The following is a 20,185-nucleotide window of genomic DNA, read 5'->3' as shown; positions in this document are numbered from 1 at the left end:
CCCGCCGCATCGCCGCCGCCCTCGCCGAGCGGCCCGACGTCCTCTTCGCCTACTGGGACGAGGGGCTGGGCCGGCTGGTCGTGACCGCGACCGAGCAGGAGGCCGGCGACGAGGTCCTCGCGCGCGCCGCGGAACTGGCCGCCCACCACGGGCTCGAACTGGCCGCGGCGGACGTGGAGGAGACCACCCACCCGGCCGACCCCGCCGGGGTGCGCACCGCCGTGGCCACCCTGTCGGCCGACGCGCTGGGCATCGCCGTCGCGGTCGCCGGGTACATGCTGCGGCTGCCGCCCTCGCCCCGGCTGGTGACGGCCGTGGTGACGCTGCTGCGGGAGAACCCGCGCTTTCGCGCCTGGCTGCGCGCCCGCCTCGGACCCGCCCGCATGGACCTCGTCCTGGCCGCCGCCAACGCCGCCGTGCACGGCGCGGGACAGACCCCCGCCTCGCTCCTGCTCGACGGCGCCCTGCGCACCTGCCAGGTCGCCGAGACCGTGGCCCGCGCGGCCGCCTTCGACGCCGTGCACGACGACCTGTGCGCCCCCGGCCGCGTCAGCCTCGCGCCCGGCGGCGAGCCGCGCCCGCCGCTGCGCGAGACGCCCGCCCAGGAGTACGCGACCCACGCCTCCGCGGGCAGTGTGCTGGGCGCCGCCGCGACGCTGCTGGTCAAGCACGACGCGGCGGAGGCCGCCGAGGCGGTCCTCGCCGGCTCGCCGAAGGCCGCCCGCTACGGCCCCGCCGCCTTCCACGCCGTGCTCAGCGCCGCGCTGTCCCGGGCCGGAGTGCTGGTGCGCGACCCGGACCGGCTGCGCCGGCTGGAGATGGTCCGCACCGTCGTCCTGCACGCCGGTGCGCTGCGCGGCCCGGACGGCGAGGCCGACCCGTGGGCCGAACCGGTGCTGGACGCGGCCCGCCGCGCCGGGCTCAGGGTGGTTCTCGTGGACGACCCCGCCCTGGAGGACTTCACCGGCCTCGCCGACCAGGTCGTGGACGCCCGCCGCCCGCTGGACGACGTGGTCTACGAGGCCCGCCGCGAGGCGGACGCCGTACTCACGGTGGCCCGGGTGCGCTCGGCCGACGAGAGCGACGTCCTGGCCGCGCTGCGCGGCAGCGACGTCGCCGTGGCCCTCACCGACCGGGACGGCGCCGTGGTGTGGGGCGCCGACGTGCTGGCCCTGCACGGACTGCCCGACGTGTGGCGGGTGCTGACCGCGATACCGGCGGCCCGCGCGGTCGGCCGCCGCGCCCAGACCATGGCCCGCTCCGGCGCCGCGCTGTCCGGGCTGCTGGTGGCCGTCGGCGAGGCCAAGGGCGGCCGGGGACGCCTCGCCATGCTGCCCGGGCTGCGGCACGCGCCCGTCGACGCCGGCGCCGCCACCGCCCTGTTCTCCGGCATCCGCTCCGCGCTGGGCGTGGCCGTGGCCCGCGCCCCGCACCCGAGGCCCCGGGTGCACTGGCACGAACTCGCCCCGGACCAGGCCCGGGACCGCCTCGAACACCAACCGGCCGACGAGAGCACCCCGTTGGGTGCGCTGGGCGCCCGGGTGCGCACCGCCGCCCAAGGGGTCTACCGGCATCCGCTGGTGGCCCCGGCCCGCTGGACCTACGAACTCGGCAGCGCCGTCCGCGGCGAGCTGCACGATCCGCTCACCCCGGTCCTCGCGGTCGGCTCGGCCGCCTCCGCGATCCTCGGCTCGGTCGTGGACGCCCTGCTCGTCGTCGGCGCCCTCGACCTGAACGCACTGGTCGGCGGCATCCAGCGGCTGCGCGCCGAACGGGCGTTGTCCGGACTGGTCGCCGATCAGAAGCGCAAGGCCCGGGTGGTGCCGGACGAGGAGGAGGCGCCGGCCGGCGGCACCCGCACCGTGGAGGCGGGCAAGCTCGCGCCCGGCGATGTGATCCAGCTGAAGGGCGACGACGTGGTGCCCGCCGACGCCCGGCTGCTGTGGCAGGAGGGCCTGGAGGTGGACGAGTCCGCGCTGACCGGCGAGTCCCTGCCGGTGGAGAAGGACACCGATCCCACCCCGCACGCCCCCGTCGCCGACCGCAGCTGCATGGTCTTCGAGGGCACGACCGTGGTGGCGGGCGAGGCCCGGGCCGTCGTGGTCGACACCGGCGAGCACACCGAGGCCGCCCGCGCCGTCCACCTCGCCGCGCGCACGCCCCCGGCGGCCGGTGTGCAGGCCCGCCTCCAGGAACTCACCCGCAAGGCACTGCCGTTGACCCTGGCGGGCGGTGCCGCCGTGACCGGCCTGGCGCTGCTGCGCGGCACCCCGATCCGCGAGGCGGTCAGCGGGGGAGTGGCGGTCGCCGTGGCCGCGGTCCCCGAGGGGCTGCCCCTGGTGGCCACGGTCGCCCAACTGGCGGCCGCCCGCCGGCTCAGCCGCGACGGCGTCCTGGTGCGCACCCCGCGCACACTGGAGGCGCTCGGCCGGATGGACACCATCTGCTTCGACAAGACCGGCACCCTCACCGAGAACCGGCTGCGCCTGGTGCGGGTCTCCGACGCGGAGGGCACCGTGCGCGCCGCCGCCGACACCGGCTCCGCGGACACCGTACGGGCCGCCGCCCGGGCCTGCCCCCGCTCCAACGGCGGCACCGACCGGCCGGTGCACGCCACCGACGAGGCCGTCCTCGACGCCGCCGGACCCGACCCCGACTGGACCCAGCTCGCGGGCCTGCCCTTCGAGGCCGCCCGCGGTTACGCCGCCGCCGTCGGACAGAGCGGCGACGGACCGCGCCTCCTCGTGGTCAAGGGCGCCCCGGAGACCGTGCTGCCCGCCTGCGCCGGACTTCCGACCGGGGCCGCCAACGCGGCCCAGGAACTGGCCGGTTCGGGACTGCGCGTCCTCGCGGTGGCCGAACGGCGCCTCGAACCCGGCGACGACCCGTCCGACGTACTCGAACAGCCGCTCCAGGAGCTGGAGTTCACCGGAGTGCTGGCGCTGTCCGACGTACCCCGCGAGACCTCGACGGCCTTGGTGAAGGGGCTGCACGAGGCGGGTGTGCGGCCGGTGGTGCTCACCGGCGACCATCCGCAGACCGCCCGCGCCATCGCCGCCGAACTGGGCTGGCCGGAGGAGACCGTGGTGGTCACCGGCGACGAACTGGCCGCCGCCGACCGGGCGTCCCGGGCCCGGATGCTGCGCGACGCGGGCGTGGTGGCCCGGGTGGCGCCCGAGCAGAAGCTCCAGGTCGTGGAGGCGTTGCGGGACGCGGGCCGGGTGGTCGGCATGGTCGGCGACGGCGCCAACGACGCCGCGGCCATCCGCGCCGCCGACATCGGCGTCGGCATCAGCGCCCGGGGCTCGGCCGCCGCCCGCAACGCCGCCGACATCGTGCTGACCGACGACGACCTCACCGTGCTGATCGACGCCATCGGCGAGGGCCGCGCCCTGTGGCACAGCGTCGCCGACGCCATCGCCATCCTCATCGGCGGCAACGCGGGCGAGGTCGGCTTCGGCCTCATCGGCACCCTGCTGTCCGGCCGGGCGCCGCTGTCCACCCGGCAGATGCTCATGGTCAACCTGTTCACCGACCTGTTCCCGTCGATGGCGGTGGCCGTCACGGAGAAGGAGGGCGAGGCGGACCTCGCCCATGTCGAGGAGGCGGCCGGGGTGCTGGGCGACCCGCTGCTGCGGCAGATCCGGCACCGGGCCATGACCACCTGTCTGGGCGCGCTCACGGCCTGGCTGATCGGCCGCTTCACCCCGGGCACCGCCCGCCGCTCCAGCACCATGGCGCTGTGTGGGGTGGTCGGCACCCAGCTGGTGCAGACCCTCCTCGACCGGCGCGACAGCCGGCTGGTGCAGCTCACCTCGCTGGGCTCCGCCGCGGCCCTCGTCGCCGTCGTCCAGACCCCCGTCCTCAGCCGTGCCTTCGGCTGCACCCCGCTCGGCCCCTTCGCCTGGGCCGGTGTGGTCGCCGCCATCGGCCTGGCCCTGGCGGGACAGCGGGCGCTGCCCCGGCTGGAGCAGACGGTGGTGCGGCTGCTGCCGGCCTGAGAGCCGCCACCGGACCGCACGCGGGGCTCACGAGGACCGGGCCACCGCCAGCAGCGTCTCCCAGTCGGCCAGCTTCACCACGCCACGGCCCAGCCGCGCGCCCAGCTCGGCCTCCGCCCGCTCGATCGCCAGCCAGCCGTCCCAGGACACCGGCTCGATCCCGGCCGCCCGCAGCGCCGGGACCGGGTCGGCCGGCACGTCGGCGCGCGCCAGCGCGGGCGCGTCCACCAGCAGGGAGGCCACCGTCTCCTTGGCGCACGGCCGGTTGGTGCCGATCACCCCCGACGGGCCCCGCTTGATCCAGCCCGCGACGTACTCCCCGGGCGACGCGGCACCGTCGCGCACCACCCGCCCCGCCATGTGCGGGACCGTGCCGCTCGACTCGTCGAACGGCAGCCCCTCCAGCGGCACCCCGCGGTACCCCACCGAGCGCAGCACCAACTGCGCCGGCAGTTCCTCGTACCGTCCCGTGCCCGTCACCCCGCCTCGCCCGTCCGGCGCCGTGCGCTCGAAGCGGACCGCACCCACCCGGCCGCCGTCCGCCAGCAGCTCCACGGGACGCAGGAAGAACCGCAGCCGGATCTGCCGCCCGGCCCCGGCCGGCGGGCGCTCCGCCCAGTCGCGCAACACGTCCAGATTGCGCCGCTGCACCGCGGGCAGCGCCTCGGGGCCGACCGGATCGAGCGCCAAGTCGTCCTTTTCCACGACGACTTCGGTGCCGGGCAGGGTGCCCAGCTCGCGCAGCTCCTTGGTGGTGAAACGGGCCTGCGCGGGGCCGCGCCGCGCCACCATGTGCACCTCGGCGACCCCGCTCGCCGTCAGCGCGTCCAGCGCCGCCTGCGGCATGTCCGTCGGCCGCAGCTCCGCCGCCTCGCGCACCAGCATCCGGGTGACGTCCACCGCCACGTTGCCGGCGCCGATGACCACCGCCGAGCGCACCCCGCGCAGACAGTCCGCGCCGGCCGCGTCCGGGTGCGCGCTGTACCAGGCCACGAAATCGGTCGCCGACCAGCTGCCGGGCAGATCCTCGCCGGGGATGCCGAGACGGCGGTCGGTGGCGGCGCCCACGCAGTACACCACCGCGTGGTACAGCCCGCGCAGCACCTTCACCGGCAGCCCGCCGGGACCGCCCACCCGCACCCCGCCGAGGAAGCGCACCCGCTCGTGCTCCAGCACCGTGCGCAGGCTCGACTGGAGGGACTTGATCTTCTCGTGGTCCGGGGCGACGCCGTACCGGACCAGGCCGTACGGGCACGGCAGCCGGTCCAGCACGTCCACGTACACCTCGGCGTCCTGCTGGACGAGGTGCTGGGCGGTGTAGCACCCGCTCGGTCCGGATCCGACGACGGCGACTCGCAGCACGGCGGTGCTCCTGACGCGAAAGGAGAGTGCGCGGACGGTTCCAGCATGGCACCCGGCGGGCCCCCGGCGGCAGGGCCCGCCGGGTGACGCGGACGCGTGTCCCACCGGATGGCGGGGGAGCGCGCGGTTACGTTGCGTGGGTGCTCGAGGCATCCTTTCTTGATCTTTCCGATCGGAACGCGGAGGACGGCGCGCTGTCCGTGTGGCCCGCGTGGGAGGTGCGCGAGCACGACGGCGCCCTGTCCTGGCTGCACGTACGGCTGGACTTCCCCGACGGCGCCGAAGTGGACGTGCTGGCCGTGGTGAGCGGCACCGGGTGCGTCCTGGTGGAGGAGGTCCGGGCCCGCCCCGCCCTCTCCCTGGACGACCTCGCGCTGCTCGCGGACTGGATCGAGGAACCGCTGCTGGAGGCGTTCCGGGCGGGGGACCGGGCCGGACACGGCGGCCCGCCGCCCGGCACCCCGCGCCGCGGTGCCCGCCGCGCCCGCCGCGCCTGGCCTCGCGGCACCGAGGGCCGGCTGCTCCTCGCCCGCGAGTACCGCGCCGCCCAGGAGGCGGGTGCCGACCCGGTGCTCGCCCTGATGCAGGCGACCGGCCACAGCCGCCGCCGTACCCTCGGCCTGATCGCCCGGGCCAGGGACGCGGGCCTGCTGCCGCCGAGGCACGTCAGACGGTAGGGGGCGGCGCCCGGAACGGGACCGGCGCGCGGGACGGCACGGGAACGCCCGTACCGTGCAGGCCCGGTCAGGAGTCCCCCGGTGTGCGCTCCCCCGTGGCGAAGAAGCGCGACAGGTCGCGTTCCGGGTTGTCGGCGCACTCGGTGCGCCCCGGTGGTACGCCCAGTTCCCAGTCCAGCCCGTACCGCTGGAACAGCTCGGCCCGCAGGGCCGGGACGGGCATCGGCACGCCCGGGACCAGGGCCGCGTAGACGGCGCCCATCAGCAGGGCCCGCAGCATCGGATAGTCGGCCGTCACGTCCGCGGAGCCGTACCGGGCCACGGTGTCGCCGAGCAGCTCCGACAGTCGCCGCTGCTCCGGGCACTCCACGAAGCCCTCGGCCTGGAGCAGTCCCGCCATGTGCTGGCGCATCAGCACGGGCCGGTCGCGGGCCAGCCCGAGGATCGCGTCGATGGCCCGGGCCAGCCGCTCCCGGCCGTCCTCGGTGTGCGGCCGCCGCTCCAGCGCCTCCTCCAGCGTGCGGTGCATCAGCCGGTGCACGGCGGACTGCACCAGCTGGCGCTTGCCCGGGAAGTAGTACGACACCAGCCCGCGGGCCGAACCGGCCCGGTCCGCGATCGCGCCCAGGGTGGTCGCCTCGAAGCCGCGCTCGTCCACCAGCTCCACGGCCGCCTGGAGCAGCCGCTCGCGGGAACGCCTTCGCAATTCTTCATTGACCGAGGCGCTGCGCGGGGACATGCTGGACTCCTGCGTTGACTGGCTGCCAGCCAACTATACTCAACGCGTCGGACCCAGGTCCGGCACCGAGCCGCCGATCGCTCGGGGTGACGCGGGGGATCACCTCGGGCGGTCGGTGCGCGTCCGCCGCGCGCCGAGGCGCGGATCAGACCAGGTCGAGGACCGGGAGCAGCGCGTCCGGACGGTGCGCGACGGGCAGGTGCTCCACGAAGCGCACCCGGCAGCCGAGCGCCACCGCTCCGCCGTCCGCCTCCCGGCTGTCGCCGACCATCAGCGTCCTGCCCGGATCGGCGCCCAGCGCCCGGCAGGCGGCCGAGAACAGCCGCGGGTCCGGCTTCTGCACCCCGTGCTCGTACGACAGCGCGTAGGCGTCCACGTACCCGTCCACGCCGTGCGCGCGGAAGACCGGCCGCAGGTCCCAGCCGATGTTGCTGACCACGCCCACGCCCACGCCGCGTTCGCGCAGGGCGCGCAGCACCCGGCGGGCGTCGGGGTAGGGGGACCAGGCGTCGGGGGACATGTGCCGTTCGTACAGCGCGTCGTACAGCCCCGGAGCGGGCAGCGGCACCCGGCGGGACAGACCCGTGAACGCGGCCCGGTGCAGGCGCGCGCTCTCGTCCCGGCGTGCCCACACCCCGGCCAGTTCCTCCGGCACCGACTCGGGCGGCGCACCGCCCGGCAGCGCCCCGGCGGCCTCCAGCGCCGCCGCCGTTTCCCTCAGTTCGGCGTCCGGCAGGGCCGTCCCGGTCTCGTCCAGCGCCGCACGCAGCCAGGACTCGGCGGACTCGATGCGGAACAGCGTCCCGGAGAAGTCGAACAGCACGGCATCCATGGGCCGGACCCTATAGGGAAGCTGACCGTGCGTCAGCCGAGCGCCCGCAGCCCCGGCACCAGAGTCAGCAGCACCGGGAGCGCCGGCACCAGCGCCGCGATCGCCGTCAGGCGCAGCCGGTGCAGGGCCGGGAGGCGGTCGGGCGGGGTCAGCAGGCGGTGCACCCGCTGCGGCACATGCGCCTCGGGGGTGGGGGACGGCCCGAACACACCGCGTTCCTCGTTGAGCTCGACCAGCGCCAGCGCCGTCGTCAGCCGGCCGAAGCGCCGGGAGGCCATGTCGTCGGCGGCCAGCTCCACCAGCCGGTGCATCTCGTCCCGGAACGCGGCGAACACCGGCACCTGGGGAAATCCGTCCGCGAGCGCGGACGAGCAGTGCAGCAGCCAGTCGTGCCGGGCCTGCGCGTGCCCCTTCTCGTGCGCCAGCAGGGCGTCCAGCTGCCGCCCCTTCAGGCGCCGCAACGCGGCGGTGGTGACGACCAGCCGGGGCGTCGCACCAGGCAGCCACCAGGCGTCCGGACGTTCGCCCTCCAGCACCACCAGCCGGCCGCCCTCCGGCTTCTCGCCCGGCAACAGCGGGGCCCGCACGAGGAGTTCGGCGCGCCGCGCGCGCCGCCGCGCCCGGGACCGTACGACCTCCCGCACCAGCATGGCCGCGCTCCACAGGCCCGCGCCGGCCAGCAGCACCGCGGTGGCCGCCGCCCAGGGGCTCGCCGTGCCGAGGGCGTAGGCGTCCACGACCGCGTGCGGGGCCCGCGCGAACACCTGCCCGCGCACCGGCCGCCAGGCCGCCGCGGCGCTCAGCGTCATCGACAGCGCACAGCACAGCAGTACGGCCGCCACCACGCACTGCCACGCCCAGAGGGCGACGACCGGTTCACGGTCCGGCCAGTCGGCGCGGGCGAGTAGACGCGGGGCCACGACGGCGGTCAGGGCGCCGAGCAGCAACAGGGCCACGGGGACCATCATGGGCAGCACCCTATGAGCGGCGGGCCGCCCGGCGGTACGGTCCTTCACGCCGAAGTGACGCAGTCAACGCCGCACGGGCGCCCGTCACATCGTCAGCAGCATCGCGATCATGCCGATCGCCATCGACAGCCGGCAGGCGCGGGCCAGTTCCGGGCGGTCGCCCCAGCGCCCGGGCGCCGGACCGCCCGCGGTGGCGGCGGCCGGCACCAGACGGGCGCCGGTCAGCAGCACATAGCCCGTGAAGTAGAGCAGCAGGGTGCCGGTCACCAGGGGCACCCCGGTGCCGGGCATGCCCGCCATCGCCATGCCGTCCATGTGGTGCTCGGCCGGCGGGGCGGCGGCCATCGCCACCGCCATGTAGACCATCGCCGCCGTGCCCACCAGATGGTGCAGATGGTGCCGCTCGCGGCGCATCGCCCACAGCGCGCGCAGCGCCGCCAGCCCGAAGACGGCCGCGTACACCGGCCAGGCCCACCGCGGCGGTGAGAACACCGCCGCCGGCACGGCCATCGCCGCCATGCCGAAGCCCATCAGCGCCTCGCCGCCCGCGGAGCGCCGCTGCTCGTCGACGCCGCTGCGCAGCCGCAGCAGGCAGGAGGCCCCGGTCGCCGCGCACAGCGCGACCAGCAGCCAGGCAGCCGACACCGGTCCGTGCACGTCCACCTCCACCGCTCGACGGTCGGTCGAGGATGCGATGCCCAGGCGGGGGCGGGGCGCATACGAGCGCAAGGGTGTACACGGGGAGCGCTGGCGGGGGCATGGCCGGTGAACGTGCGGGGCGCCGGACCGCGAGGCCCTGGTCACACCAGATGTTTTACAGATAAAACACATGCTAAATTCGATGCATGAGCAGTGCGACCCCCTTCCGTCTCCCCCTCGCCGGGGTGCTCCGCCTCGGGCGGCCCTCGGACATCTGGTTCAAGCCCGCGCTGAGCGTGGTCGTCGCGGTCGCCCCGCCCAACCTGATCCTGCTGGCGCTCGGGCGACTCGACCTCGCGATGTACACGATGGCCGGATCGCTGTGCGCCCTCTACGGCCACAACCGCCCTTACGCGGCCCGCGCCCGGACCCTGGTCTGGGTGGTGCTCGGCATGGTCGCCGGCGTCGCGACGGCCCTGGTCACGGCGTCCCTCACCCACGACGCCGTCATCCTCGTGACCGTCGGCGCGCTGCTGGCGGCCGTCCAGAAGACCCTGTGCGACGCCACCCGGGTCGGCCCGCCGGCCAACGTGGTCCTCACCTTCATCAGCTCCGCCTCCCTGTTCGCCCCGCAGACCCTCGGCCAGGTGCCCGGCCACGTCGGACTGGCCCTCGCCACCGGCGCCTGGTCCTGGCTGGTCGGCATGGCGCCCGGACTGCTGCGCCCGCACGGCCCCGAGCGCCGCGCCACCGCCCAGGCCCTGAACGCCACCGCCGCCTACGCCGACACCCGCGGCACCGGCGACGGCCACGCCCGGGCCCGAGCCGCGAGTGCCGCCGCCATTCACGCCGCCTGGCAGTCGCTGCTCGCCGCGGGCGCACGCCAGGACCCCACCCGGCGCGCCCTGGAACGCCTCCTCGTGCGCGCCGAGGTCGCGCTCGCCGCCCCCGCCGACGCCGACCCCGCACGGCTGCGCGCCTGGGCCGGCGAGCTGCGCGGCCGCCGCCGCACCCTGCGCCTCGACATCCCCGCCGAGGACGCCGGCGAACTCCTCGGCGTGGACACCGAGCGGGCCCAGCCCCGCCCCTCGCTGCGCCACCGCCTCGCGCCGCTCGCCCCCATCGCCGCGCGCACCGCGATCGGCTGCGCCCTCGCCGGGTACGCCTCCCTCGCCCTCGGTGTGGGCCGCCCCTACTGGGCCCTGGTCACCGCGGCCTCCCTCTACCAGGCCAACGTCACCCTCACCTGGCGCCGGGGCGTCCAGCGCGTCGTCGGCAACCTCCTCGGCGTCCTCGCCTTCGCCGCCCTCGCCCCGCTCGCCCACCTCAACGCCCTGGCGCTGGTGCTGTGCTGCGTGGCCCTCAACTTCGGCGCGGAGGCGCTGATCGGCCGCAACTACTGGCTGGGCACCGTCTGTGTCACCCCCATGGCGCTGCTCATCACCGAGTTCGCCCGCTTCCAGGACCCGGCCACGCTGGTCACCGACCGGGTCGTGGACACCCTCATCGGCGCGCTGGTCGGCCTCGTCGCGGCGATCGCCGTCACCAACCGCCGCGCGGGCGACCGCCTGGAAGACGCGCTGACCACGGCGGAACGCGCCCGCGAGAACGCCGCCCGGCTGCTCGCCGAGCCGCACCCGGCACCCCGCGCGCTGGACGACGCCCGCCGTGGCCTCGCCGCCGCCCTCGTCGACCTGCGCGCCACCGCGGACGCCGCGTCCGGCGAGTGGTGGCAGCGCGCCCTGCCCGAGGACCGGGTCGTGCTCGTCGAACAGTCCGGACACCGTACGCTCGCGGCGACGGTGCGGCGCCAGGGTCTCGCACCGCGGCAGCAGGACGCGGGCACGACGACGGAGGACATACGGCCATGACGGCGACGAACGGCACACCAGCGCGGCACGAGGCGTCCACGGCCGACACGGTCGCCGCCGTCGTCCGGCAGTGGCGGGCCGTCCACCCCGACCTGGACACCGGGCCGATGGAGGTCATCGGGCGGATCAACCGGTGCGCCGCGCTGCTCCAGCAGTCCGAGGACGCGCCGCTGCGCCGGGCCGGGCTCAGCCGGCCCGAGTTCGACCTGCTCGGGGCGCTGCGGCGCACCGGGCACGAGCTGACGCCGGGGGAGCTGGCCCGGGAGACGTTCTCCTCCGGGGCCGCCGTCACCAAGCGGATCAGGCAGCTGACCGAGCGGGGCCTCGTCGAGCGGCGCGGCGACACCCGCGACCGCCGCGTCGCCCATGTCCGCCTCACCGACGCGGGCCGCGACCTGGTCGACGGCATCCTCCCCGAACAGCTCGCCTACGAGACCGCGGTCCTCTCGGTCCTGGCCCCGACGGGCCGCGACGACCTCGCCGCGCTGCTGGGCGAATTGCTGACGCGCCTGGAGGGCCGGATGGGCGCGCTGCGCGCCGGAGGCTGAGCGCGAGACCGTGTCCCGGGGTGCGGTCGCCCGGCCCCTTCGTCCGGGGATGCGGCCGTGGCACGTCACCGGTCTCCCGGCCGGGCGCCACGGACCGGCCCTCCGGCCCACGGATCGGGTCTCCGGCAACACGGACCGGTCCTCTCCGGCCCACGGACCGGCCCTCCGGCCCGCGGACCGGTCCTCCGGTCCTCAGATCCCCGCCCGGTACCGCAGCGGATGGTCACCCGGCACCTCCACCAGGACGATCCGCGTGCCGTCCGGATCGGCGAGCCACATCTCGACCAGGCCCCACGGCTCCCGCACCGGCGGGCGCGTGATCCCGACGCCCTTCGCCACCAGCTCCTCGTGCGCCGCCCGGACGTCCTCGACCTGCAACCAGAGCACCACGTCCGGGGACGGCGGGGCCGACCCGCGGCCGGACACCTCCAGGAACCCCCCGCCGAGGAAGTACACGGTGCCGCGGTCCGGGCCCGTGCCGAACTCGCGGTAGACGGGCAGCCCCAGCAGCTCGCCGTAGAAGACGCGGGAGCGTTCGGGGTCGGTGGGTCGCAGGAGTGTCCGGCTGCTGAGCACATGCACCATGCCCGCGGAGCCTAGTGGCACAGTTACCCTCGTCCCTGGCTCAGCCACGCCCGAGATGGGAGAACCGCCCTCATGCACAGCGCCGCCGCCGGCCTGACCTTCCGAGACGCCACCGACGCCGACGTGGACGCGCTGGTCGCGCTGATCCAGTCGGCGTACCGCGGGGACGACAGCCGGGCCGGGTGGACCACGGAGGCGGACATCCTGGAGGGGCAGCGCACCGACCCCGAGGGCGTCATCGAGGTGATCAAGTCGCCCGGCAGCCGGCTGCTCACGGTCGAGCGGGACGGCCGCATCGTCGCCTGCTGCCAGCTCGAACACCGCGGCGAGCACGCGTACTTCGGCATGTTCGCGGTCAGCCCCACCCAGCAGGGCGCCGGGCTCGGCAAGGCCGTCATCGCCGAGGCCGAGCGGCAGGCACGCGAGACCTGGGGCGTCGCCGAGATGCACATGACCGTGATCTCCGTACGCGAGGACCTGATCGCCTGGTACGAGCGCCGCGGGTACCGCCGTACGGGACGGATGTCCCCGTTCCCGTACGGCGACGAGCGCTTCGGCATCCCGCAGCGCGACGACCTCCGGTTCGAGCTGCTGGTCAAGAAGCTCGGCTGAGCCCCGCCCCGGCCCCTACGCGGTGAACCTGCCCGTGCGCTTGATCTCCGGGAAGTCGGTGGTCGCCCCGTCCAGTTCGAGCGCGCGGACCAGCCGCAGGTGCTCCTGCGTGTTGACCACCCAGCCGATGATCCTCAGCCCGGCCGCGCGCGCGTGCTCGACGGTCTCCAGGGTGAGCCGCCGGATGTTGAGGCAGACCGTGGGCGCGCCCGCGGCGACGGCGCGCTCCACCACCTCCGGGCCGTAACGCCCGGCGATCAGCGCGGTGCGCACACCGGGCACCAGCCGCGCGATCTCGGCGACCGCCTCGTCGTGGAACGAGGACACCTCCACGCGTGCGACCAGGTCGCGCTCCAGCATCACCTCGGCCAGCGCCCGCGCCGCCGCCACGTCCTTGATCTCGGCCTGCAACGGCGTCGGCACCGCGTCCAGGACCTCCTCGAACACCGGCACCCGCTCCCCGCGCCCCGCGTCCAGCGCGCGCAGCTCGGCGAGGGTCTTCTCGGCGATCGGCCCGGAGCCGTCGGTCGTGCGGTCCACGTCGGCGTCGTGCATGACGACCAGGGCGCCGTCCTTGCTCAGATGCAGATCGAGTTCGATCAGGTCGAGGCCGGCTTGCTGCGCGGCGACGAAGGAACGGAGGGTGTTCTCGGGCTCCACACCCATGACCCCGCGGTGACCGATGGTAAGGAAGTTCAAGGTTCGACTCGCTTCCGTCGACGGCGGCTCGGCACGCGCGCGGCGACGGGCGGACGCCGTCGTCCGCGCGGGCAGGCTCGCAGCCTAACGGTCACGACCCGCGATGAACCCGCATGTGCGCGGGCGATCGGGGGCGCGCCCCGGGCGGCGACTGGCCGGTACCCGTCTACGACATCACCCGCCCGTGGGCGAGTCCCCGCCTCCTTGACCGTCCGGATCGCGTCCCTGGCGCTCCTCCCGTCCATGCGCTCGAAGTGAGCGCCGTCACGGTTTACGGCAGGAAAAATGTCGGCCATAGGGTCACTGGACAGAAAAATCTCCTGCGCCTCCTCTTGATGGGGGAATCGGGGTATGCATACGGTGTCCGTACGCGAGGTTCTCCCGTGGAGGATGGAAAATGACGGAAATTCTTGTGCAGTCGGGTGCGGAGGGTCGGATTCCTTCGCAGACCAGGGTGGTTGAGCACCCCGCATGGCCCGTGCTCAAGGATGCCGTGGAACAGATCCGGCCATGGCAGTCGAAGGACGGCTCGATCGACTTCGCCGCCGAGGGCGCGCCCGCCCGGGCGGATGCCGAGGCCGCCGTCCGCCGGGTCGTCGACGCGGTCGAGCGGTTGTCCCCGCTGGTGCCGCACGACGCCGCCTACCACGAGGCCCTCGTGAAGGACCTGCGCCGCTGGGCCGAGGGCGGCTTCCAGGTGCCGGACTTCCTGGACTCACTGCTGGCCTTCAACCCCGCCGCGACCCGCGCCGACGGCCTCCAGCACCTGGTCGTCTTCCCGATGTACACGCAGAACGGCAACCCGGACCGCAACTTCGAGGCGCTGGTGCTGCGCATGGTCTGGCCCGACTGGCTGGCCGAGCTGGAGCGCACCCGCTACGACAACCCGCTGTACTGCGGCATCGCCTTCGAGGACTTCACCGCGGGCTACGACACCAACTCCGCCGTCCTCTTCCCGGAGACCATCGCCGTCCGTGAGGCGCCGGAACGATTCTCCTGGGGTGGCATCTTCTGCGACCGCGAGGCCGCCCGCTTCCGCCGGGTCACCGAGGCCGCCGTCGACATCCTGGGCCTGGAGCTGCCCGAGGACATCGCCGCGATGGTGCACGACCAGAAGCGCTGCGAAGAGGCCTTCGTGCTGTGGGACATGGTGCACGACCGCACCCACAGCCACGGCGACCTGCCGTTCGACCCGTTCATGATCAAGCAGCGCCAGCCGTTCTGGATGTACGGGCTGGAGGAGCTGCGCTGCGACCTCACCGCCTTCAAGGAGGCCGTCAAGCTCCAGGCGGACGGCCTTCCGCAGGCCCGTGACGTGCAGTACGCGGTGCTCTTCGACCGCATGTTCCGCTTCCCCGTCACCGGCGACCGCGTGCGCAACTACGACGGCGTCGGCGGCCAGCTGCTCTTCGCCTACCTGCACAAGCACGACGTCCTGCGCTGGACCGACAACAAGCTCTCCATCGACTGGGAGCGCGCCCCGCAGGTCACCAACCAGCTGTGCGCCGAGATCGAGAAGCTCTACCGGGACGGCATCGACCGCCCCAAGCTCGTGCACTGGTTCGCCGGCTACGAACTGGTCTCCACCTACCTCGCCCCGCACCCCGGCTCCAAGTGGGCCAAGGGCCCCGAAGCCCTCGACCTCTCGCTCCCGCCGCGCAAGCTGGTGGACGACGTGCTTCCGGACGAGTTTCCGCTGAGCATGTTCTTTGAGGCCCTGTCCAAGAAGCTGAAGAATGTGATCGCCTCGACCAAGGGCATCACGGCGGACAGCGCCGAGCGGATCGCCGCGTGAGCGACGGCGTACCACCACACGACACGGCAGCAGAGGGGAAGATCATGGGGAACGGGTCGAACGGGGCGCTCAGCGGTGCGGTGATCGCGGTGGCCGGCGCGGGCGGACCCGCCGGCCGGGCGGCGCTGCTGCGCCTGGCCGAGGCCGGGGCCACCGTCGTGGGGGCGGACAACGACCCGCAGCGGCTCTCGGAGGCCGTGGACGCGGCGCGCTACGCCTCCGGGGGTGCCTCGGTCACGGGTGACACGGTCGATCTGCTCGACCTCCAGTCCACCCGCGACTGGGCCGACCACATCGAGAAGGACTTCGGCCGCGTCGACGGCCTGGTCCACCTGGTCGGCGGCTGGCGCGGCAGCGAGACCTTCACCAAGACCAGCCTGGACGACTGGGACTTCCTGGAGCTGCTGCTGGTGCGCACCGTGCAGCACACCTCGCTCGCCTTCCACGAGGCGCTGCAGCGCAGCGACCGCGGCCGCTACGTGCTGATCAGCGCGGCCGGCGCGTCCAAGCCCACCGCGGGCAACGCCGCCTACTCGGCCGCCAAGGCCGCCGCCGAGGCGTGGACGCTGGCCATGGCCGACTACTTCCGCAAGGCCGGCAAGGCCGAGGGCGCCGAGGGTCCGACGTCGGCGGCTACGATCCTGGTGGTCAAGGCGCTGGTGCACGACGCGATGCGCGCCGAACGCCCCAACGCGAAGTTCGCGGGCTTCACGGACGTCAAGGACCTGGCCGAGGCCATCGAGGGCGTCTGGAGCAAGTCCGCCGCCGAAGTGAACGGAAACCGTCTGTGGCTGACCGAGAAGCCGTGAACCCTCCCAGGACCGACGCGCGTCGCCATCACGACCCGGAGGTCCGCGGTTTCGCCAGTGACAACTACGCCGGAGCGCACCCCGAGGTGCTGGCCGCCCTGGCCCTGGCCAACGGCGGCCATCAGGTGGCGTACGGCGAGGACCAGTACACCGAGAACCTCCAGCGGATCATCCGCAGCCACTTCGGCGCCACCGCGGAGGCCTTCCCGGTCTTCAACGGCACCGGCGCGAACGTGGTCGCGCTCCAGGCGGTCACCGACCGCTGGGGCGCGGTGATCTGCGCCGAGAGCGCGCACATCAACGTCGACGAGGGCGGGGCGCCCGAGCGGATGGGCGGCCTGAAGCTGCTCACCGTGCCCACGCCGGACGGCAAGCTCACGCCCGAGCTGATCGACCGGCAGGCCTGGGGCTGGGAGGACGAGCACCGCGCGATGCCGCAGGTCGTCTCGATCACCCAGTCCACGGAGCTGGGCACGCTCTACACGCCCGGTGAGATCCGCGCGATCTGCGAGCACGCCCACGCCCACGGGATGCGCGTGCACCTGGACGGCTCCCGGATAGCCAACGCGGCCGCCTCCCTGGACATGCCGATGCGCACGTTCACCGACGCGGCCGGCGTCGACATCCTCTCGCTCGGCGGGACGAAGAACGGCGCCGTGTTCGGCGAGGCGGTGGTGGTCCTCAACCAGGACGCCGTGCGGCAGATGAAGCACCTGCGCAAGCTGTCCATGCAGCTCGCCTCCAAGATGCGCTTCGTCTCGGTGCAGCTGGAGGCCCTGCTGGCCAAGGACCTGTGGCTGCGCAACGCCCGGCACGCCAACGAGATGGCCCAGCGGCTCGCCGAGGGCGTGCGCGCGGTGCACGGGGTGGAGATCCTCTACCCGGTGCAGGCGAACGGCGTCTTCGCCCGGCTCCCGCACGACGTCAGCGAGCGGCTGCAGAAGCGCTTCCGCTTCTACTTCTGGGACGAGGCCGCCGGGACCGTGCGCTGGATGTGCTCCTTCGACACCACGGAGGAGGACGTCGACACCTTCGTGGCGGCCGTCAAGGAGGAGATGGCGCGCTAGCCCCCGGAGATGCATAGGTATGCGGTCGCCTGAAAAGCCATTGACTGTCGGGCGATCGCGTTCCTATGCTCTGCGGGCATGCAGCCGATCCAGGAAACCGCCGACCTCTCCGCGTACCTGGCCGCCGACGAGGCCATCGACCACCAGCACCCGGTGGTGCGGGAAACGGCCGGCCGGCTGGCCGCCGGTGCCGCCGACTCGTATGCCTATGCACGTCTCGCCTATGAGTTCGTGCGCGACACCGTGCCGCACTCGGCCGACACCGGCGACCCGCGCGTCACCTGGCGCGCCTCCGACGTCCTGGCCCGGCGCACCGGCATCTGCCACGCCAAGGCGCACGCCCTCGCGGCCCTGCTGCGTGCGGAGGACATCCCCACCGCCCTGTGCTACCAGCGCCTGTGCGACGACGACGGCGACGGGCACGTCGTGCACGGCCTGGTCGCCGTCCGCTTCCGCGGGTCCTGGCACCGCCAGGACCCGCGGGGCAACAAACCCGGCGTGGACGCGCGCTTCTCCCTGACCGGCGAGCGGCTGGCCTGGATCCCCGACGCGGCCCGCGGCGAGCTGGACCACCCGGTCCTGTACGCCGCTCCCCACCCGGCCGTCCTCGACGCCCTGCGCACCGCCCCCGACCGCGAGGCCCTCGGCAGGGCGCTGCCGAGCACCCTGTGACTTCCCCGCATGACGGACGGGGGAGCGGCGAGGGGAAAGGACGACGGCGTTCCGCCGACCACCGGGGCGGCGCGGACGACGGGGCGGTTCTCCTGGCCGCGCGAACCCCCGCGGCTCGCCTGCGCCGTGGCGCTCGCGGTCGTCGCGGTACCGCTCACGCTGGGCTCCTGGAGCCCAGCGCGCAAGGAACTACCGCGGACCACACGGGCGTTGGCCGGCTGACCCGGCGGCGACCCGCGCCCTCGACCCCCGGGACGACATGTCCCGCTTCCCCGCCGTACGCGCGCTCCTGCCGACCGGCGGACTGCGCGGGGACGGCGGCGGGGTGCTCGGCCGGGTGGCGACGGCCGCCACGGGGACGGCGGCGGCCGGCGAGGGCCACACCACGGGGCAGGCACGTGCGGTGTACGCGGTCGTGGCCGTCCACGGCGGTGCGGAGGTGCCGCCCGGCGCCGAGCCCGGACCGGCCCGGATGTTCGCCGGGCACGTCGCCGACACCACGCGGTCCGCCTTCGCCGGCATCGACGCGAACACGCCCGCGGTCTCGGCCTGGTCGACCGCACCGGACGAGGCGGGCCGGTCCCGCTACGGCGGTTTCCTGTCGCCCCGTGACGCGCACCCGGAGCCACCAGTCCTTCCCGTACGGCGCGCACAGCCGCCCGGTCGGCATCGGCACGGCCACCGCCGCGCACCACGCCTTCCACCAACGCCGCATCGTCCGGCCCCCGTACCGCGGTCGCCGACCGGGAGCCGGACGGCTCTCCGGTCATGGCCGCGCACCTTGTCGGGCGGGGCGGTACGGCCCGGTACGGGTGTCAGTGGACCTCGGCGGCCCGCAGCGCCTCCGCCGTCGGCGCCGTGCCGCCGAGGTGCGCGGGGAGCCACCAGGAGTCCTCGGCGCCCTTCGGGCGGCCCGGGTAGGCGCGCTGGGCGGCGTCCAGCAGTTCCTGGACGCGCTCGCGCAGCCGGCGGGTGATCGCCCCGGCGTACTGGTCGCGGGGCGCCTCGACGGCCTCGCCCACCCGGATGGTGACGGGCAGGTGGCTGCGCTTGAAGTTGCGCGCCTGGCCCTTGGTCCACAGCCGCTGCGTGCCCCACAGCGCCATCGGGACCAGCGGCACCCCGGCCTCCTGGGCGAGCCGGGCCGCGCCCGACTTGAAGCTCTTCAGGGTGAAGGACTGCGAGATGGTGGCCTCCGGGAACACCCCGATGACCTCACCGGAGCGCAGCGAGTCCAGCGCGTGCGCGTAGGCGGCCTCGCCCTGCCCCCGGTCCACCGGGATGTGCTTCATGCCGCGCATCAGCGGTCCGGAGATGCGGTGCCGGAAGACGGACTCCTTCGCCATGAAGCGCACCAGGCGCTTCTGCGGCAGGGCGGCGAGACCGCTGAAGATGAAGTCCAGGTAGCTGATGTGATTGCTCACCAGCACGGCGCCGCCGGAGCGCGGGATGTTCGAGGACCCCTGGCAGTCGATCTTCAGGTCCCAGACCTTGAACAGCGTCTTGGCGAATCCGATGACGGGACGGTAGACCAGCTCTGCCATGGGTGGAACGAACCCTTTCTGCTCTGCTCGGGAAAGGGGGGCTCCCGGCGGGAAAGCTACGCAGCCGTAGGTTTACGGCGTCTCGCAGATCGTGCCCCAAGAACGTGCGGGTAGCCAGTTCTGGTGCCCTGCCACGGAGAGATCCTCGTCACGTCGGCCCGCGGCCCGCCGCGGAAGAACCGCCGGCGATCCGGGAATCCCCGTGGCCCGCGGATTGTTGACGGGCAGTGGCGTCGGCGCATGCGGGCGCCCGTCGGATGCCGCACGGGCGGCGGAGCGGGAGGGCAAGGGTGAGCGGGCGCGACGACGCCGGGCGGCTGGGCGCCGCCGAACTGGGCACGGGCCTCGGTGAACGGGCCACGCTCGTGCAGTTCTCCACCGCCTTCTGCGCGCCCTGCCGGGCCACCCGGCGCGTCCTCGGCGAGGTCGCGGCCATGGTGCCCGGCGTCGCCCACGTCGAGATCGACGCCGAGGCCCGGCTGGACCTCGTACGCGCCCTGGGCATCCTGAAGACACCCACCGTGCTGGTCCTCGACGCACGGGGAACGGTGGTGCGCCGCGCCGCGGGCCTGCCCCGCAAGGCCGATGTCATCGCCGCGCTCGGGGAGGCGGTGTGAGGGGAGTTCGGCACCTGGTGAGAGACGTCCCAGTTCCCGGACCGTACTTGACTGCGCGCGCCACCTATCGTCAGCCTGCCCCTATGCCGATCGAACTCCTTCTGCACGGGCGGGCCCACGTCGACCTGGCACGTACCGCGAGCGCCTG

At 74.5% G+C, this 20,185-nt stretch carries 18 protein-coding genes; 10 read left to right on the top strand and 8 right to left on the bottom strand.

Going from position 1 to position 20,185, the window contains the following annotated elements; all coding sequences use genetic code 11:
* Positions 1–4,001: cation-translocating P-type ATPase (locus FRZ03_RS12720; RefSeq protein ID WP_261398955.1), on the top strand; the 4,001-nt coding region annotated here is incomplete at its 5' end.
* Positions 4,002–4,028: 27 nt separating this feature from the next.
* Here the strand turns inward: FRZ03_RS12720 and FRZ03_RS12715 are convergent.
* Positions 4,029–5,363 carry an FAD-dependent oxidoreductase gene (locus FRZ03_RS12715; protein WP_146465252.1) on the bottom strand — a complete coding sequence of 445 codons (1,335 nt, stop codon included), beginning with the start codon at positions 5,361–5,363 and terminating at the stop codon, positions 4,029–4,031.
* Between the two features lie 194 nt (positions 5,364–5,557).
* On the opposite strand from FRZ03_RS12715, the gene FRZ03_RS12710 reads away from it, so the two are divergent.
* Complete coding sequence (locus FRZ03_RS12710; protein ID WP_146465259.1) at positions 5,558–6,040, top strand: DUF6214 family protein; 483 nt, start codon at positions 5,558–5,560, stop codon at positions 6,038–6,040.
* Positions 6,041–6,107: 67 nt separating this feature from the next.
* Here the strand turns inward: FRZ03_RS12710 and FRZ03_RS12705 are convergent, their stop codons facing one another.
* The 4 genes from FRZ03_RS12705 to FRZ03_RS12690 all read right to left on the bottom strand — a co-directional run bounded on the left by FRZ03_RS12705 (position 6,108) and on the right by FRZ03_RS12690 (position 9,236).
* Positions 6,108–6,779 (bottom strand): TetR/AcrR family transcriptional regulator, encoded by a 672-nt coding sequence (locus FRZ03_RS12705; RefSeq protein ID WP_146465251.1) that lies wholly within the window; start codon positions 6,777–6,779, stop codon positions 6,108–6,110.
* A 145-nt stretch (positions 6,780–6,924) separates the two neighbouring features.
* Positions 6,925–7,611 (bottom strand): HAD family hydrolase, encoded by a 687-nt coding sequence (locus FRZ03_RS12700; protein WP_146465250.1) that lies wholly within the window; start codon positions 7,609–7,611, stop codon positions 6,925–6,927.
* Positions 7,612–7,643: 32 nt separating this feature from the next.
* Positions 7,644–8,579 carry a M56 family metallopeptidase gene (locus FRZ03_RS12695; protein ID WP_146465249.1) on the bottom strand — a complete coding sequence of 312 codons (936 nt, stop codon included), beginning with the start codon at positions 8,577–8,579 and terminating at the stop codon, positions 7,644–7,646.
* An 84-nt stretch (positions 8,580–8,663) separates the two neighbouring features.
* Positions 8,664–9,236 (bottom strand): DUF5134 domain-containing protein, encoded by a 573-nt coding sequence (locus FRZ03_RS12690; protein ID WP_146465258.1) that lies wholly within the window; start codon positions 9,234–9,236, stop codon positions 8,664–8,666.
* A 188-nt stretch (positions 9,237–9,424) separates the two neighbouring features.
* Here FRZ03_RS12690 and FRZ03_RS12685 point away from each other — a divergent pair, with 188 nt between their 5' ends.
* Together FRZ03_RS12685 and FRZ03_RS12680 are read left to right on the top strand one after the other, a co-directional pair.
* Positions 9,425–11,089, top strand: a complete 1,665-nt coding sequence (locus FRZ03_RS12685) for an FUSC family protein (protein WP_146465248.1) — start codon at positions 9,425–9,427, stop codon at positions 11,087–11,089.
* Positions 11,086–11,637: a MarR family winged helix-turn-helix transcriptional regulator gene (locus FRZ03_RS12680; RefSeq protein ID WP_146465247.1), complete on the top strand. Its 552-nt coding sequence runs from the start codon at positions 11,086–11,088 to the stop codon at positions 11,635–11,637. Before FRZ03_RS12685 ends, FRZ03_RS12680 begins: the two co-directional genes overlap by 4 nt.
* Positions 11,638–11,829: 192 nt before the next feature.
* Here the strand turns inward: FRZ03_RS12680 and FRZ03_RS12675 are convergent, their stop codons facing one another.
* Entirely contained in the window at positions 11,830–12,222 is a 393-nt protein-coding gene (locus FRZ03_RS12675; RefSeq protein WP_146465246.1) for a VOC family protein, read from the bottom strand.
* A 72-nt stretch (positions 12,223–12,294) separates the two neighbouring features.
* On the opposite strand from FRZ03_RS12675, the gene FRZ03_RS12670 reads away from it, so the two are divergent.
* Complete coding sequence (locus tag FRZ03_RS12670) at positions 12,295–12,834, top strand: GNAT family N-acetyltransferase (RefSeq protein ID WP_146465245.1); 540 nt, start codon at positions 12,295–12,297, stop codon at positions 12,832–12,834.
* Positions 12,835–12,849: 15 nt separating this feature from the next.
* Here the strand turns inward: FRZ03_RS12670 and FRZ03_RS12665 are convergent, their stop codons facing one another.
* Entirely contained in the window at positions 12,850–13,533 is a 684-nt protein-coding gene (locus FRZ03_RS12665; protein WP_146465244.1) for a glycerophosphodiester phosphodiesterase, read from the bottom strand.
* A 397-nt stretch (positions 13,534–13,930) separates the two neighbouring features.
* Here FRZ03_RS12665 and FRZ03_RS12660 point away from each other — a divergent pair, with 397 nt between their 5' ends.
* The 4 genes from FRZ03_RS12660 to FRZ03_RS12645 all read left to right on the top strand — a co-directional run bounded on the left by FRZ03_RS12660 (position 13,931) and on the right by FRZ03_RS12645 (position 17,876).
* Complete coding sequence (locus tag FRZ03_RS12660) at positions 13,931–15,328, top strand: DUF6421 family protein (RefSeq protein ID WP_146465243.1); 1,398 nt, start codon at positions 13,931–13,933, stop codon at positions 15,326–15,328.
* 44 nt (positions 15,329–15,372) lie between these two features.
* Positions 15,373–16,137 carry an SDR family NAD(P)-dependent oxidoreductase gene (locus tag FRZ03_RS12655; RefSeq protein WP_070026485.1) on the top strand — a complete coding sequence of 255 codons (765 nt, stop codon included), beginning with the start codon at positions 15,373–15,375 and terminating at the stop codon, positions 16,135–16,137.
* Positions 16,134–17,204 carry a threonine aldolase family protein gene (locus FRZ03_RS12650; protein ID WP_146465242.1) on the top strand — a complete coding sequence of 357 codons (1,071 nt, stop codon included), beginning with the start codon at positions 16,134–16,136 and terminating at the stop codon, positions 17,202–17,204. The genes FRZ03_RS12655 and FRZ03_RS12650 overlap by 4 nt, the downstream gene beginning before the upstream one ends.
* Before the next feature lie 78 nt (positions 17,205–17,282).
* On the top strand, positions 17,283–17,876 hold the full coding sequence (locus FRZ03_RS12645; RefSeq protein ID WP_146465241.1) for a transglutaminase domain-containing protein: 594 nt from the start codon (positions 17,283–17,285) through the stop codon (positions 17,874–17,876).
* Between the two features lie 815 nt (positions 17,877–18,691).
* On the opposite strand, the gene FRZ03_RS12640 is transcribed toward FRZ03_RS12645, so the two are convergent.
* Positions 18,692–19,420: a lysophospholipid acyltransferase family protein gene (locus tag FRZ03_RS12640; RefSeq protein ID WP_146465240.1), complete on the bottom strand. Its 729-nt coding sequence runs from the start codon at positions 19,418–19,420 to the stop codon at positions 18,692–18,694.
* Between the two features lie 257 nt (positions 19,421–19,677).
* Here FRZ03_RS12640 and FRZ03_RS12635 point away from each other — a divergent pair, with 257 nt between their 5' ends.
* Entirely contained in the window at positions 19,678–20,037 is a 360-nt protein-coding gene (locus FRZ03_RS12635) for a thioredoxin family protein (RefSeq protein WP_146465239.1), read from the top strand.
* The last annotated feature ends 148 nt before the right edge of the window (positions 20,038–20,185 follow it).

The organism is Streptomyces misionensis (assembly GCF_007896895.1).
Taxonomy (GTDB): Bacteria; Actinomycetota; Actinomycetes; order Streptomycetales; family Streptomycetaceae; genus Streptomyces; species Streptomyces misionensis_A.
This window is presented reverse-complemented; position numbering and strand designations above follow the sequence as displayed.